Origin of the sequence: Hafnia paralvei (genome assembly GCF_020150375.1) — a bacterium.
Lineage (GTDB): Bacteria > Pseudomonadota > Gammaproteobacteria > Enterobacterales > Enterobacteriaceae > Hafnia > Hafnia paralvei.
The window spans coordinates 2,712,166-2,727,546 of sequence record NZ_CP083737.1; the positions used below are offsets into that span (position 1 = coordinate 2,712,166).

Annotated in this window: 12 protein-coding genes; 2 read left to right on the plus strand and 10 right to left on the minus strand. The window is 45.8% G+C overall.

Annotated elements, in window-relative coordinates; all coding sequences use genetic code 11:
• Positions 1 to 29 precede the first annotated feature (29 nt).
• From K9N75_RS12850 to K9N75_RS12885, 8 genes are all read right to left on the minus strand, one after another.
• Complete coding sequence (locus K9N75_RS12850) at positions 30 to 419, minus strand: YcfL family putative periplasmic lipoprotein (protein ID WP_039186442.1); 390 nt, start codon at positions 417 to 419, stop codon at positions 30 to 32.
• Positions 420 to 474: 55 nt separating this feature from the next.
• Positions 475 to 825 carry a purine nucleoside phosphoramidase gene (gene hinT, locus K9N75_RS12855; protein WP_004093085.1) on the minus strand — a complete coding sequence of 117 codons (351 nt, stop codon included), beginning with the start codon at positions 823 to 825 and terminating at the stop codon, positions 475 to 477.
• Positions 826 to 1,032: 207 nt separating this feature from the next.
• Complete coding sequence (gene oppF, locus K9N75_RS12860; RefSeq protein WP_004093083.1) at positions 1,033 to 2,037, minus strand: murein tripeptide/oligopeptide ABC transporter ATP binding protein OppF; 1,005 nt, start codon at positions 2,035 to 2,037, stop codon at positions 1,033 to 1,035.
• Positions 2,034 to 3,023, minus strand: coding sequence for an ABC transporter ATP-binding protein (locus tag K9N75_RS12865; protein WP_004093081.1), 990 nt, complete (start codon positions 3,021 to 3,023; stop codon positions 2,034 to 2,036). Before K9N75_RS12865 ends, oppF begins: the two co-directional genes overlap by 4 nt.
• Positions 3,024 to 3,034: 11 nt before the next feature.
• Positions 3,035 to 3,943, minus strand: a complete 909-nt coding sequence (oppC, locus tag K9N75_RS12870; protein ID WP_008813721.1) for an oligopeptide ABC transporter permease OppC — start codon at positions 3,941 to 3,943, stop codon at positions 3,035 to 3,037.
• Positions 3,944 to 3,958: 15 nt separating this feature from the next.
• Positions 3,959 to 4,879 (minus strand): oligopeptide ABC transporter permease OppB, encoded by a 921-nt coding sequence (gene oppB, locus K9N75_RS12875; RefSeq protein ID WP_004093077.1) that lies wholly within the window; start codon positions 4,877 to 4,879, stop codon positions 3,959 to 3,961.
• Between the two features lie 251 nt (positions 4,880 to 5,130).
• Positions 5,131 to 6,768, minus strand: coding sequence for an oligopeptide ABC transporter substrate-binding protein OppA (gene oppA, locus K9N75_RS12880; RefSeq protein WP_008813722.1), 1,638 nt, complete (start codon positions 6,766 to 6,768; stop codon positions 5,131 to 5,133).
• A gap of 826 nt (positions 6,769 to 7,594) precedes the next feature.
• Positions 7,595 to 8,239 (minus strand): YchE family NAAT transporter, encoded by a 645-nt coding sequence (locus K9N75_RS12885; RefSeq protein WP_020303715.1) that lies wholly within the window; start codon positions 8,237 to 8,239, stop codon positions 7,595 to 7,597.
• A 625-nt stretch (positions 8,240 to 8,864) separates the two neighbouring features.
• Here K9N75_RS12885 and adhE point away from each other — a divergent pair.
• The gene (gene adhE, locus K9N75_RS12890) at positions 8,865 to 11,534 is read left to right on the plus strand and encodes a bifunctional acetaldehyde-CoA/alcohol dehydrogenase (protein WP_039186438.1); all 2,670 of its coding nucleotides are present in this window, start codon (positions 8,865 to 8,867) and stop codon (positions 11,532 to 11,534) included.
• Between the two features lie 371 nt (positions 11,535 to 11,905).
• Here adhE and K9N75_RS12895 read toward each other — a convergent pair whose 3' ends face one another.
• On the minus strand, positions 11,906 to 12,481 hold the full coding sequence (locus K9N75_RS12895; RefSeq protein WP_008813725.1) for a thymidine kinase: 576 nt from the start codon (positions 12,479 to 12,481) through the stop codon (positions 11,906 to 11,908).
• 619 nt (positions 12,482 to 13,100) lie between these two features.
• Here K9N75_RS12895 and hns point away from each other — a divergent pair.
• Positions 13,101 to 13,508 (plus strand): histone-like nucleoid-structuring protein H-NS, encoded by a 408-nt coding sequence (gene hns, locus K9N75_RS12900; RefSeq protein ID WP_004093062.1) that lies wholly within the window; start codon positions 13,101 to 13,103, stop codon positions 13,506 to 13,508.
• 782 nt (positions 13,509 to 14,290) lie between these two features.
• Here the strand turns inward: hns and galU are convergent.
• A complete protein-coding gene (gene galU / locus K9N75_RS12905) occupies positions 14,291 to 15,205 on the minus strand; it encodes a UTP--glucose-1-phosphate uridylyltransferase GalU (RefSeq protein ID WP_008813726.1) in 915 nt (304 codons plus the stop codon).
• Positions 15,206 to 15,381 lie beyond the last annotated feature (176 nt).

The following is a 15,381-nucleotide window of genomic DNA, read 5'->3' on the forward strand; positions in this document are numbered from 1 at the left end:
ATCCCTCTCCCATGAGGTATTGGCTAAATTTATAAATAGAGATAGAGACGAACCTGTTTTGCACGGGTATTGGCACTGGTCGATTCCAGACGTACATTCTGCCCTGGTTTTAACGTGATGGTGCGCGGCGGCTCGTGGGGGAAAATATCCAGTCCCTTCACATCATACCAATAGAAACGGTAGTTAAGCGTAATCGGCTTTTGTTCCTGCCCATAGTTCACATTGGCATACGCAACCGGGTAGAGATCTCCCGAAGAAACCGTTGGATTGTCCGCCGTGATGCCTGCAGTCAGCACAGAGGGATCCATCACGACCCGCTGTCCATCGCTCACTGCAATATGACTCGGCGCGCTACAGCCAGCCAAAAGTGCCAACGGTAAGAACGCCGCCAGGGCAAAACCAGTGAATGAAACGCGCATAACGATGAACTCCGGTTAAAGACATTGTGTTATAGCAAAACAGGAACGCTAAAGGTTAGCGTGCAAGCAACGGTCCTAATGCACGACCACCCAACAGATGCATATGGATGTGGTAAACCTCTTGACCCGCATGACGATTACAGTTGATGATCAGGCGGTAACCATCTTCAGAAATCCCTTCCTGTTGTGCAATTTTCGCCGCCACGGTAATCATGCGCCCCAGCGCAGCTTCGTGCTCTGGCTTAACGTCGTTAACCGTAGGGATCAACTGATTGGGGATAATGAGGATATGGCTTGGTGCCTGCGGAGAGATATCTCGGAATGCAGTGACTAAATCGTCCTGATACACGATATCAGAAGGGATCTCACGACGAATAATTTTGCTGAAAATAGTTTCTTCTGCCATGACGAATATCCTTAAAGAATCAATAGAGATAAAAATCTAGTGCTTGCAGTATGAGTAGAGCGCGCTCGGCTTTCAAGCCTGAGTAGGAGACAAATCATCAAGTGCGGGAAAATCAGCCGATAATAGTACAGTTAACGCCAACGTTTAAAAGACGAAGGCGTAGCTCTGAATGAACTACGCCCTCTGGTTTGAGCTCTTGAAGCGCTTTTAGAGCGGATCAACTTTCAAACATGATACCGCATGCCGGAAGCTACCTTCCATCAACGGACGCGTCAACGCACATTCGGGCCCCGCAATCGGGCAACGAGTGCGGAAAATACAGCCTGACGGCGGATTAATGGGAGAAGGTAATTCCCCTTCCAGCAGCTGGATTTTTTTGTTGCGCTCCAGATCAGGATCGGGAACAGGTACTGCCGACATCAGCGCTTTCGTATAAGGATGCTGAGGATTGTGGTACACCTCATCATACGTTCCCAACTCAACGGCATGCCCTAAATACATCACCAAAACGCGGTCTGAGATATGTTTCACCACGGCTAAATCATGAGCAATGAAGATCAGGGAAAGCCCCATTTCACGTTGCAATTGCTGCAATAAATTGACGACCTGTGCCTGAATAGACACATCAAGTGCAGAAACGGGTTCGTCACAGATGATAAGCTTAGGTTCAAGGATTAACGCGCGCGCAATCCCGATACGTTGGCATTGGCCGCCGGAAAACTCATGTGGGTATCGGTTAATTAAGTTAGGTAATAGCCCGACTTTCATCATCATATTTCTGACGCGATCTTTCACTTCCTGACGCGACATTTTCGGATGATAGGTTTTCAGTGGCTCGGCGATAATTTCACCAATGGTCATTCGCGGATTTAACGACGCCAACGGATCTTGGAAAATCATCTGGATATCATTACGCACTTCGTGCCAGTGCTTAGCATCCATCCCTAGCAAATCTTTGCCCAGCCATGCAACGCGTCCATCAGTGGCTTTGACCAAACCAATGAGCGCGCGCGCAAAGGTCGATTTACCACAGCCAGACTCACCTACCACGCCCAAAGTTTCCCCTTCGTACAAACGTAAGGTGACACCATCGACGGCTTTCAGGGTTTTTGCGGGCTGCCAGAACCATGCCTTATTATCTTTAACGTCAAAGTGCACTTTCAGATCGGTCACTTCGAGCAATACTTTTTTATTTTCGCTGCTCTGACTCATGCCAATTCCTCCACCGTTCTAAAGCAGGCTCGCAGGCGTCCTTCACCAAAACTTTCCAACGGCGGCATCTGCATGCACTGCTCAGTCGCATGTGGGCAGCGCGGTTGGAATGGACAGCCTTTCGGCAAACGCAGCAGATTAGGCGGATTGCCTGGGATCGTTAACAAAGATTCGTTTTCACCATCCAAACGAGGAACCGCATTGAGTAAGCCAATCGAATAAGGATGGCTTGGCGCATAGAATACGTCACGCGCTTGACCATATTCCATGGTTCGCCCCGCATACATCACCAGCACTTTGTCACAAATACCGGCGACAACACCGAGATCGTGAGTAATCATAATAATCGCTGTGTTAAATTCGCTTTTCAGCTCATTAAGCAACGTCATGATTTGCGCCTGAACCGTCACATCCAGCGCCGTCGTTGGTTCATCGGCAATCAGCAGCTTAGGCCTGCACAGTAACGCCATCGCTATCATTACGCGCTGGCGCATACCACCTGAAAACTCATGCGGAAACATACGCATACGCTTACGCGCTTCTGGCATTTTAACCGCGTCCAACATCCGAACCGACTCTTCAAACGCCTGCGCTTTGCTCATGCCTTTGTGTAGCATCAGCACTTCCATCAGTTGCTCCCCTACCCGCATATAAGGGTTGAGTGACGTCATCGGATCTTGAAAGATCATCGCTATTTCTTCGGCGCGCAGCTTATTGAGCTGTTTCTCCGGTAAGTTGAGGATCTCGCGCCCGTTGAACAATGCAGAACCACCGATGCGGCCGTTTTGTGCCAACAACCCCATAAGCGCAAACGCAGTTTGGGATTTGCCAGAGCCAGACTCTCCAACGATGCCGAGGGTTTCACCCGCGCGCAGCGAGAAGTTTAAGTCGTTTACCGCCGTCACATCGCCGTCATTCGTCGAGAACGTCACACGAAGATCTTTTACCGCGAGCAGTCGCTCAGCGCTTTTATCTGTTGTCATCATCGTAGAACTCCTTAACGGTCTTTCGGGTCGAGGGCATCACGCAGACCGTCGCCGATAAAGTTGAAACAGAACAGCGTCACGACCAAAAACGCAGCCGGATACATCAGCAGCCATGGCGACACTTCCATCGAATTCGCACCGTCGCTTAACAGCGCTCCCCAGCTGCTTAGCGGCTCCTGCGTGCCCAATCCTAAGAAACTTAGGAAGGATTCAAACAGGATCATGCTTGGCACTAACAGCGATGCGTAAACGACTACCACGCCCAGCACGTTGGGAACGATATGACGAGTCACTATTTTTCGCGTAGAAACACCGCCCACCAGCGCCGCTTCAATAAACTCTTTGCGTTTCAGGCTTAGCGTTTGGCCACGTACGATACGTGCCATATCCAGCCATGACACCATACCGATCGCGACAAAGATCAGCAGGATATTTTGTCCAAAGAAGGTCACCAACAGGATCACGAAGAACATAAATGGAAAGGAGTTGAGAATTTCCAGCAGACGCATCATCACAGAATCGGTTTTACCCCCGATATACCCTGCCATGGCACCGTATAAAGTCCCTACGACAACGGCAACCAATGCCGCAGCGATACCGACCATCAGAGAGATGCGGCCACCAATGGCCACGCGCACCAACAAGTCTCGTCCTGAGGAATCTGTACCAAAGTAGTGCCCAGACACCATATCCGGCGCTGCTGACATCATTCCCCAGTCGGTATCGTCATAGGCAAACTGCGACAGCATCGGTGCAAAAACCACGAACAGCGCGATCAAACCAAGGACGAACAGACTAGCCAGCGCCGCACGGTTATGCACAAAACGACGGCGCGCATCTTGCCATAGGCTACGGCCTTCCACTTCGAGCTGTTCGCCGAAGTTTTCGACTACCTGCGCATTTTTTTTATTCAGTAACATATGCGATCTCCCGAATCAGTAGCGAATTTTCGGATCGATGACGGCATAAAGCACATCGACAATCGCGTTAAACAGAATGGTCAGCGCGCCAACCAAAATAGTGAGGCTTAATACCAAGGAATAGTCGCGGTTCAACGCACCGTTAACAAACAGTTGACCAATTCCCGGTAAGCCATAAATAGTTTCAATCACCATTGAGCCGGTAATAATACCGACGAAGGCTGGGCCTAAATAAGAGAGCACCGGCAGCAGAGCCGGTTTTAGCGCATGACGTAAAATGATGCGGCGCATTGGCAAGCCTTTAGCGCGCGCGGTACGAATAAAGTTGGAGTGCAGGACTTCGATCATTGATCCCCGCGTAATACGCGCAATGCTGGCAATATAAGCCAGTGAGAGTGCCACCATCGGCAGAATCATGAATTTAAGCGCCCCACCATTCCAGCCACCGCCCGGTAACCACTTTAACTGAATAGCAAAAATTAATACCAGTAACGGCGCAACGACAAAACTCGGTATCACCACACCGGTCATGGCGACCCCCATCACCGCGTAGTCCCATTTGCTATTTTGCTTAAGCGCAGCCAATACCCCAGCCGTTACGCCTAAAACCACCGCCAAGATAAATGCGGCAAAACCTAATTTGGCAGACACGGGAAACGAAGCACTGACTAAATCGTTTACCGAATAATCTTTATATTTAAAGGAAGGTCCAAAGTCACCGTGGCCTAATTGCACCAGATAATGGCCGTACTGTTTCCAGATAGGGTCATTTAAATGATATTTAGCTTCGATATTTGCCAAAACTTCGGGTGGCAGTGCACGCTCGCCGGTAAACGGACTCCCTGGTGCCAAACGCATCATAAAGAAGGAGATGGTGATCAGGATGAAAAGTGTCGGTATTGCTTCAAGCAAACGACGAAAGATAAATTTTAACATTGCCCTAGCCCTGCGCTTCAGCCTTGAGGCTGATTATATTTTTGAACAGTGGCGAAGTTTCCCCCGCCACGACGGCATCTATTCCCGTCATACTTCACGAAGTGGGTGTTAGCTGCTCGCACTTATCCCAGCCACTTGCCTTAGTATGGAAATAAGCTCTCTTGCCGCCTACCCACAACGCGAATTATTTTGGGTAATACCTATTATCAACGCCGCAGAAGTATGACTACGACGTTGATACAGCGAGTATTTTAGTGCTCAATAATGTACAGGTTTTTGTCGTAAACGTTATCTTGCGGGTCTTTGCCGGTATAACCACCCACGTAAGGTTTCACCAGACGCGCATTCACGTAATAGAACACAGGGACAATAACGGAGTCTTTATCTAGCTGCTGTTCGGCTTGCTGATAGACGCCCGCGCGAGCTTCTTTGCTGTTGGTTTGCAGTGCCCCAGCCATAATTTTGTCGAAAGCCGCGCTCTTATAATGCGGCGTGTTACTGCTACTGTCAGACAGCATCATGTTTAAGAAGGAGCTAGGCTCGTTGTAGTCAGCACACCAAGCAGCACGAGAAACATCGTAGGTGCCCTGATGACGGGTATCGAGGAAGGTCTTCCACTCTTGGTTTTCTAACTTAACGTTAACGCCCAAATTCTTTTTCCAAATCGATGCTGCGGCAATAGCCAACTTTTTATGCAGATCGGAAGTGTTGTATAGCAGATTAAACGTTAATGGTTTATCTGGGCCATAACCGGCTTCAGCCAATAGTTTTTTAGCTTCTTCATTACGTTTTTCCTGTGACCAGCCGAACCATTCAGGCGGCGTCAACTTAGCCCCGTCGGTATACGGCGGTGTAAAGCCATAGGCGGGCAGGTCGCCCTGATTTTTGACTTTATTAACGATAATGTCGCGATCCAAACCTAATTTTAGCGCTTCACGCACGCGCTCATCATTAAACGGTGGTTTCTGGTTATTAATCTCGTAGTAATAGGTACACAAATACGGATCGGCTTTAACTTCGTTCGGGATCTCTTTTTTCAACTTCTGGAACAGCTCAATCGGCATGTTGTTATAGGTGAGGTCGATTTCGCCGGTACGGTAGCGGTTAACGTCGGTCACTTCAGACGCAATCGGCAGGAAGGTAACTTTATTAATCACCGTTTTCGCGTTATCCCAATATTCGGGGTTACGTTCCAAAACAATACGTTCGTTGACCACCCAATCTTTTAATTTATAAGCGCCGTTGCTAACGTAATTTTCAGGCAGCGTCCATTTGTCGCCAAATTTCTCAACGGCCTCTTTATTCACCGGCTTCATCGCATAGTGGGAAGTCATCTCAGCCAAATACGGCACCGGTTCAGTTAACGTTACTTGGAAAGTCTTATCGTCCAGAGCCTTAACGCCCAGCGTCGATTTGTCTTTTTTTCCCGCGATGATATCGTCTACGTTCTCAACGTGTGCATATTGCAAATAGCTCGCGTAAGGTGACGCCGTTTTAGGATCGACAATACGCTGCCAGCTATACACAAAGTCTTCAGCAGTCACTGGCTTACCATTAGACCATTTAGCATCTGGGCGAATGTGGAAGGTCCAAACTTTGAAATCTTTGTTGTCCCAACTTGCCGCTGTGCCTGGAATCGTTTTACCCTGAGTATCGTGCTGAGTCAGGCCTTCCATTAAGTCATTAGTAACGTTGTTCTCTGGTACACCTTCAATTTTATGCGGATCGAGAGATTGAACTTCCGAGCCATTGTTTTTGACTAACTCTTGCTTGGCCGCGAGTTTCACGCCAGCCGGTACGTCGGCAGCTTGAACCTGTGCCGCAGTGAACATACCGAGTGCAGCCATAACGCTTACGGTTAATAACTTCTTTTTGATGTGTTTGCTCATTGTATACCCACTCCCCATTTATAGAATGCTCATCAGAGCACGCCAACTGTTGTTATTCCCCTTGGTGTTGAGAACGACATCGCAGATTCAGTCACCGCGTTATTGCCGTTCAAAAAACCTGGGTTGAGATTTATCTCCATATCAGCAAGGAACGAATTTGTTGATACGGAATGTGGTAGTAAAAAGACCTCTTTCTTTTATACCGAGAACGCAAGGTCAGCACGTTCTCTGGATGATCATGAATTAATCTGCAACTCACGCCATTCTCATCGCAATAAAGATGGCAGCAGAATGTTTTATCATCGGCCTAAAGCACAGTGATTAAGCCCAAAAGCTAACAGATGGTTAAAATCACTGCGAATTATTTTTATTAAAATGTTACGCAATTCTCTAAATTTTATTTTTGGCCTCTCAACAGACTGCACCGGAGGGATCAAAAGATCAATGTTAACTCGCTGATATAACATAATATCTTTTTATCATGCGCAGAGATAAACCGAATCATTCAGGCTTGGTGTTACTTATGAAGTAATACATCGTTTAATGAATAAATGTAAGAATATTCAACCACACATGATCCTATGAGCGTTTTATACACGCACTCTTTGGTAGATATGACAGAATGTTATGATGTGATTTTTTGCACAAAAAATGTGCATATTGACTCATTGAGTGATCGTAAGAATGAGGCGAAACTATTGAAATTCAGCAGATTTATGATTTGAAAAAGTGATTGGTAATATTTTTATCTATGAGTTTTCTTAGATAAAAAAACCGCCATTGGCGTAGCCAGCAGCGGTTTTATAAAACGTCGATGGTGATGCGCTTATAGCAAGCCGGGGAAAATAGAACGCAGGCCGGTGACGATAAACTCAATCCCTAACGCCATTAATAGCAGGCCCATAATTCGCGTGATAACGTTAATTCCAGTTTGGCCTAAAAGGCGGACGAGTAAGGGTGCTGCTCGAAATAACAACCAACAGCAAAAGGCAAAAACGATGATTGCGGCAGAAAAGCCAAGCAAGTTCTGCCATCCGTGATAGCGAGAGCTCCAAACAATCGTCGAACTAATCGCCCCTGGCCCCGCCATTAGTGGAAGCGCCAGAGGGACAACGCCAACGTTTTCTCGGATCGCAGTTTCTGATTTTTCTTGCTTGTTCTGCTTATCCTCACCCAGCTTGCCGCTAATCATGGACATTGCGATGGTTACGACCAAGATCCCGCCAGCAATTCGGAAAGAATCGATCGAGATACCAAAGAACATCAGTATCGAGTCGCCCAGTAATAGAGAGGAGATAAGAATGATGGCAACTGACATGTTGGCTGTCAGATTGGTTTTATTACGTGCAGCAACAGCCTGATAGCTCGTCATGCTGATAAACACGGGCAAAATACCCACCGGGTTTACCAGCGCAAAGAGCCCGACAAAAAACTTAATATAACCAGATAAATCCAGCAAAGACTGGCTCACCATACTCTCCAAAAACCATGTTAAATAACGCTTCTGTCATTCAAGACATCATTACGTGGAACAATGCCAGTAAATAACAAGAAAAAGGATACGTTCTTGCGGCGCTAATGTAATGGAAATACAGGCCTTGATCTATGCTCTAAGACTAATTTCTTGCAGCGGCTTTGTAGATGGCAGAAAAACGCTCAAATGTTGCAAAAATGTTTTATTTTATCGATACTTCGCTGCAAAATTCAGTGTACTTGGTTACTAATGAGAAATCGTCTCAATCTCACATTGCTGAAAGGTGTCAGCTTGGTATTTTTGTGACTTATATCACAAAACAACTACCCAAGAATGGTTAAGCTCAGTATCACAGTAAAGGGCTGCTATCATCATTCAGCCCACTGATTAGCAGAAAGCCAAACTGTTCAAGTTTAACACAGGCTTTACTTCTCCACTGCTAGCTAAGCTGTTTTAGCAAATCAGCCAACAGGAACTTTTTATAGCTAAGCTGTTTTAGCAAATCAGCCAACAGGAACTTTTTAGTGCATATAGTTTCTGAAAGAGAGCGCATTTATCTGTCTATACTTGTTGCTTGTGCGGCTCATTGACTAAAAAAGTTTAACATTATCAGGAGAGCATTATGGCTGTAACCAATATCGCTGAACTGGATGCGTTAGTAGCGCGTGTAAAAAAAGCCCAGCGTGAGTTTGCCAATTACACTCAAGAGCAAGTCGATAAAATCTTCCGTGCCGCCGCTCTGGCAGCCGCTGATGCCCGTATCCCATTGGCTAAATTAGCCGTTGAGGAATCTGGCATGGGTATCGTGGAAGATAAAGTGATTAAAAACCACTTCGCTTCTGAATATATCTACAACGCGTATAAAGATGAAAAGACCTGCGGTATTCTGTCTCAGGACGATACCTTTGGTACCATCACCATCGCTGAACCTATCGGAATCATCTGTGGTATTGTTCCAACCACAAACCCTACCTCTACTGCAATCTTTAAGGCTCTTATCAGCCTGAAAACGCGTAACGGTATCATCTTCTCTCCGCATCCTCGTGCAAAAAATGCAACGAATAAAGCTGCAGATATCGTGTTGCAAGCGGCTATCGCGGCGGGCGCACCTAAAGACATCATCGGCTGGATCGATCAGCCTAGCGTTGAGCTGTCTAACCAACTGATGCACCACCCAGATATCAACCTGATTCTGGCCACTGGTGGCCCAGGTATGGTTAAAGCAGCTTACAGCTCTGGTAAACCGGCTATCGGCGTAGGTGCGGGTAACACTCCGGTTGTTGTCGACGAAACCGCCGATATCAAACGTGTTGTAGCCTCTATCCTGATGTCTAAAACCTTCGATAACGGCGTAATCTGTGCTTCTGAACAGTCTGTTATCGTAGTGGACTCTGTTTATGATGCAGTACGTGAGCGTTTTGCAACTCACGGCGGCTATATGCTGCAAGGTAAAGAACTGAAAGCCGTTCAGGATATCATCCTGAAAAATGGCGGACTGAACGCGGCTATCGTTGGTCAGCCTGCGACTGAAATCGCGAAGATGGCGGGTATCACTGTTCCTGCAACCACCAAGATCCTGATTGGTGAAGTCAAAGTGGTTGACGAATCAGAGCCATTCGCTCATGAAAAACTGTCGCCAACGCTGGCCATGTATCGTGCCAAAAACTTCGAAGAAGCCGTCGCAAAAGCTGAAAAACTGGTTGAGATGGGCGGCATTGGCCACACCTCTTGCCTGTATACCGATCAGGATAACCAACCTGAACGTGTGAATTACTTCGGCGAAAAAATGAAGACCGCACGTATCCTGATTAACACCCCGGCTTCTCAGGGTGGTATCGGTGACCTGTATAACTTCAAACTTGCTCCATCGTTGACTCTGGGTTGTGGTTCTTGGGGTGGTAACTCCATCTCTGAAAACGTCGGGCCTAAACACCTGATGAACAAAAAAACCGTAGCGAAGCGAGCAGAAAACATGTTGTGGCATAAACTTCCGAAATCTATCTACTTCCGCCGTGGCTCCCTGCCAATCGCGCTGGATGAAGTAGCATCTGACGGTGCAAAACGTGCCTTCATCGTGACTGACCGCTTCCTGTTCAACAATGGCTATGCCGATCAGATCACGAAGGTCTTGAAAGGCCACGGTATCGAAACTGAAGTGTTCTTCGAGGTTGAAGCTGATCCAACTCTGAGCATTGTTCGTAAAGGTGCAGAGCTGATGAACTCCTTCAAACCTGACGTGATTATTGCGCTGGGCGGTGGTTCACCGATGGACGCTGCAAAAATCATGTGGGTGATGTACGAGCATCCAGAAACTCACTTCGAAGAACTGGCACTGCGCTTTATGGACATTCGTAAGCGTATTTACAAATTCCCTAAAATGGGCGTGAAAGCGAAAATGATCGCGGTCACAACCACTTCAGGTACCGGTTCAGAAGTCACTCCGTTTGCCGTTGTAACTGATGATGCGACAGGCCAGAAATATCCATTAGCTGACTATGCACTGACGCCAGATATGGCCATCGTTGATGCTAACCTGGTCATGAACATGCCGAAATCACTGTGTGCCTTCGGTGGTCTTGATGCGGTGACTCATGCTCTGGAAGCTTATGTTTCTGTACTGGCTAACGAATACTCCGATGGTCAAGCACTACAAGCATTGAAACTGCTGAAAGAAAACCTGCCAGCAAGCTATGCAGAAGGCGCTAAAAACCCAGTAGCTCGTGAGCGTGTCCATAACGCAGCAACTATTGCGGGTATTGCATTTGCCAACGCCTTCTTGGGTGTGTGTCACTCAATGGCTCATAAACTGGGTTCTGAGTTCCACATCCCTCACGGTTTAGCTAACGCCCTGCTGATCTCTAACGTGATCCGCTATAACGCGAATGACAACCCAACCAAACAGACTGCATTCAGCCAATACGATCGTCCTCAGGCTCGTCGTCGTTATGCTGAAATCGCAGACCACTTGGGTCTGAGTGCACCGGGCGACCGTACTGCAGCTAAGATCGAAAAACTGTTGGTCTGGTTGGATAGCATCAAAGCAGAGCTGGGTATCCCTGCGTCTATTCGTGAAGCTGGCGTTCAGGAAGCAGACTTCTTGGCTAAAGTAGACAAACTGTCTGAAGATGCGTTCGATGACCAGTGTACGGGGGCTAACCCGCGTTACCCACTGATCTCCGAACTGAAGCAGATTCTGATGGATACTTACTACGGCCGCGAATTCAGTGAGTCGCTTGAAGTTGAAACCGTTAAAGCTCCAGCCGCAAAACCGGAAAAGAAATCTAAAAAATAATTAGACTCTTCTTATAGAAAAACCCGCCGATGGCGGGTTTTTTTTGTCCTGTACTCAGTTAATTGCTGTTTAATCTATTTTTATAATTCTTAAAACTCATATCTTCTATTTTAAAACTCTATCGCCGCATGAATTAGAATAAAATATAAATAAAATTTATGTATTAAGTAAGAAAATTGAAATTCGCTGTTTGAAAGCCTTATGGAAACGCCATGCCCCGTAAAATGTTCGCTAACGAGGCTCAACGCTAGATAAATAGAAGCGGCGATAGCCACATTAATAGAAAGGTATCTAACGGAGCAAGCGCACGCCCAGAAACTGAGGTGCGCTTTATCTATGGTCTTATCTGGCTTGTGTAGCGTCGTCAAATATCACGCTAGCGCATCTTTGTAGTGTTTACGACATACCGATACATAGCTTTCATTGCCACCGATAACGACCTGCTCACCGTCTTTCAGCGCGTTACCATGCTCATCCAAGCGCAGAACCATATTCGCCTTGCGACCGCAGTGACAAATGGTCTTAAGTTCGACAAGTTTGTCTGCCCACGCTAATAGATATTGGCTACCACCAAATAGCTCACCGCGGAAATCTGTCCTCAGCCCATAACACAACACGGGAATATCAAGAGAATCCACAACGTCGGAAAGTTGGTTTACCTGATCTTTAGTTAAGAACTGGCACTCATCAACCAATACACAGTTGACCGGTAGAGATTCATTCTCTTGGCGAATCATGTCAAATAGAGCCGTTTGGCTATTATATAGCTGAGCCTGTGAACTCAGACCAATACGTGAACTGACCTTCCCTACCCCAAAGCGATTATCAATTTCCGCAGTAAATACCAAAGTCCGCATTCCTCGTTCCTGATAGTTGTAGGAAGACTGGAGTAACGCCGTTGATTTACCTGCATTCATCGCTGAATAATAAAAATATAGTTGTGCCACAACCTGCCCTAAGCCCCCATTTAGAATTGCGTAACTGGCGCGATTTTATCACAGCCAGCACAACGATGATGGGAGAAAATTACGTAAAATGCTGATTGTCTAACTGAGATATTCTTAAAGCCCGTATCTATATCAATATCTGTTAAAACAATATTTTGGCTAAAAATGAGTGCGGCATCACTTAATCAAACAAAATCATTCCCTCACAAACTCTGTTTTTGCTAATTGATAGAATTGCAACTATAAAGGGGTTTAGCACTCCGAAGCTCTGATAATCGTCACTCTTTACTATCTTATATGTAACGATGAATTCTGTTACATGAGTATGCTCTGCTTAAAACCTGTAGATTTAATCAACAAAAAATATCCACCGATGGGACATAGCAATGAGGCTTGTAGGTATATATTTTAATAGTCACCTCTATCGGTTTTGCTGGTAATGAGGTCTATTGTAATCTGAATAACAAGCAGCTATATTCGTTGTAGTGTTTAAAGAGGCATTATTTGCTTATATTACGAAATATTTTGCTAATCTTACAAAATTCACTATTGCGTTAAATAAACTGGCACTCTATTATAATCGAGACGCCCCCCACCAATATAATTTGAGATTAGGACAATGAGCGAAGCATTAAAAATTCTGAACAACATCCGTACTCTTCGTGCTCAGGCTAGAGAATGCTCTTTAGAAACTCTGGAAGAAATGCTGGAGAAGTTGGAAGTTGTCGTAAAAGAACGTCGTGAAGAAGATAGCCAGGCTCAAGCAGAAATCGAAGAGCGTACCCGCAAACTGCAGCAATATCGCGAAATGCTGATTGCAGACGGTATCGACCCTAACGAACTGCTGCAGAGCATGGCTGCGGGTAAAGCACCAGGTAAAGCTAAGCGCGCTGCGCGTCCAGCTAAGTACCAGTATGTTGATGAAAATGGCGAAACTAAAACCTGGACCGGCCAAGGCCGTACCCCAGCAGTTATCAAGCACGCTATTGAAGAACAAGGTAAGTCTCTGGACGATTTCCTGCTGTAATTTTCCTCGCGAACATTACTATTGAATCAGTCAAAATAGCCTCTTATGAGGCTATTTTTTTGGCCTGCAATTCGCTGTCATTTCAATATCCCTCTCCTCACGGTTTCCCCGCCAGTTTATAAACTTAAAGATAGAGGATATTGCGCCACTATTCTGTGCCATTTCACATCCATGCCAAACACCAGACGAGGGTGTTATGAACACTTCTCCTATCTATCAATTTAGGAATGCAAACCCTTTAGGGAAACCATCAGGCTAAATGAAACGCTAAAGGCATCATGGGACAACGACTGAAAAAGATCTCCTTTGGTTTAATTTTTACATCTTCTCTGTCGCTTCGTTCTTTGTTGTGCAGAGAATAGCTCAGTAGCGAAATCCATTTTCGCTAGAGGATAGCGTGACATAGGCTTTAAGTAATAAACATCAGAAACTATGGTTATATTGATATTATGAATCTTCAATCTGGCTAATCTTTTTCCACACAAGCCATCATTACTACAAAAGAGGTATGGGACTGTTCCCGAATATCTGAGTTGAGACAAGAAGATTCCTGAATGGCGAACATGATTGAAGAAGACATCGCTTTTGTAAAGCAAGCTCGCCCTTGTCATAGTTTGTTGCTTCTACTGAGATATTAGACAAAATTTAAATTAAACCGTATCTAGTTTGTGACAATTATTTACTTCAAAAACTATTCACTCTTTATCAAAAAAATTTACCAAATAAAAAAAGGGATGCACATGCATCCCCTCTATCACGATATCGCTTAGCTAGCGCTGTCGCTATTCGTCATTTAAGTCCAGTGACTTTAACCAGCTAGTGAATTCCTTGCCTAAAGAAGCATGGCGCATACCGTATTCCACGAAGGCTTGCATGTAGCCCATTTTGTTGCCGCAGTCGTGGCTTAAGCCTTTCAGATGATATGCTTCAACGGTTTCTTTCTTCATTAACATGGCAATGGCATCTGTGAGCTGAATCTCCTCACCCGCACCAGGAGGTGTCTTAGAAAGCAGAGGCCAAATTTCTGGAGACAAGACATAGCGACCAACGATGGAAAGATTTGAAGGCGCCTTATCGCGCGCAGGCTTCTCTACTACCGCTTTCATCGGAGTACTTTCACCGGCCTTCAGATCAACACCGCTGCAATCTGCAACGCCGTAGTTAGACACATTTTCCATCGGTACTGGCTCAACCATAATTTGGCTGTGACCAGTTTCTTCGTAGCGTGACAACATTTCGCTTAGGTTATCTTTACTCAGATCCGAAGTGTACTCATCCAAAATCACATCTGGCAGGATGACAGCGAACGGCTCATCACCAACCAGTGGATAAGCACATAGGATTGCATGTCCAAGCCCTTTAGCCAGTCCCTGACGAACCTGCATAATAGTGACATGCTTAGGACAAATAGATTGAACCTCGGCGAGCAACTGGCGTTTTACACGCTTTTCCAGCATGGCTTCTAATTCAAAGCTGGTGTCAAAATGGTTTTCAATAGAGTTTTTTGAAGAGTGAGTAACCAGAATAATCTCGTTAATACCCGCAGCAATACACTCATTAACAACATATTGAATCAGCGGCTTATCGACCAACGGAAGCATCTCTTTTGGGATAGCTTTGGTTGCTGGCAACATGCGAGTTCCAAGTCCGGCAACAGGTATAACAGCTTTTCTGATTTTTCTTACTGACGTTGACATACAACCTCTCTAATCGTTTAGCTCTATGTTCATTTCCGTTCTTCTTCCGGACATGAATGCTAATTACCAGCGCGAGTATATCAGTTCGTAGTTTATGCGCATTAATTTCAAGGCAATTACAGATTGATTGAAGATATTACCAGCAAACCTGCTTTTAGATTATTAATTGCCCATCA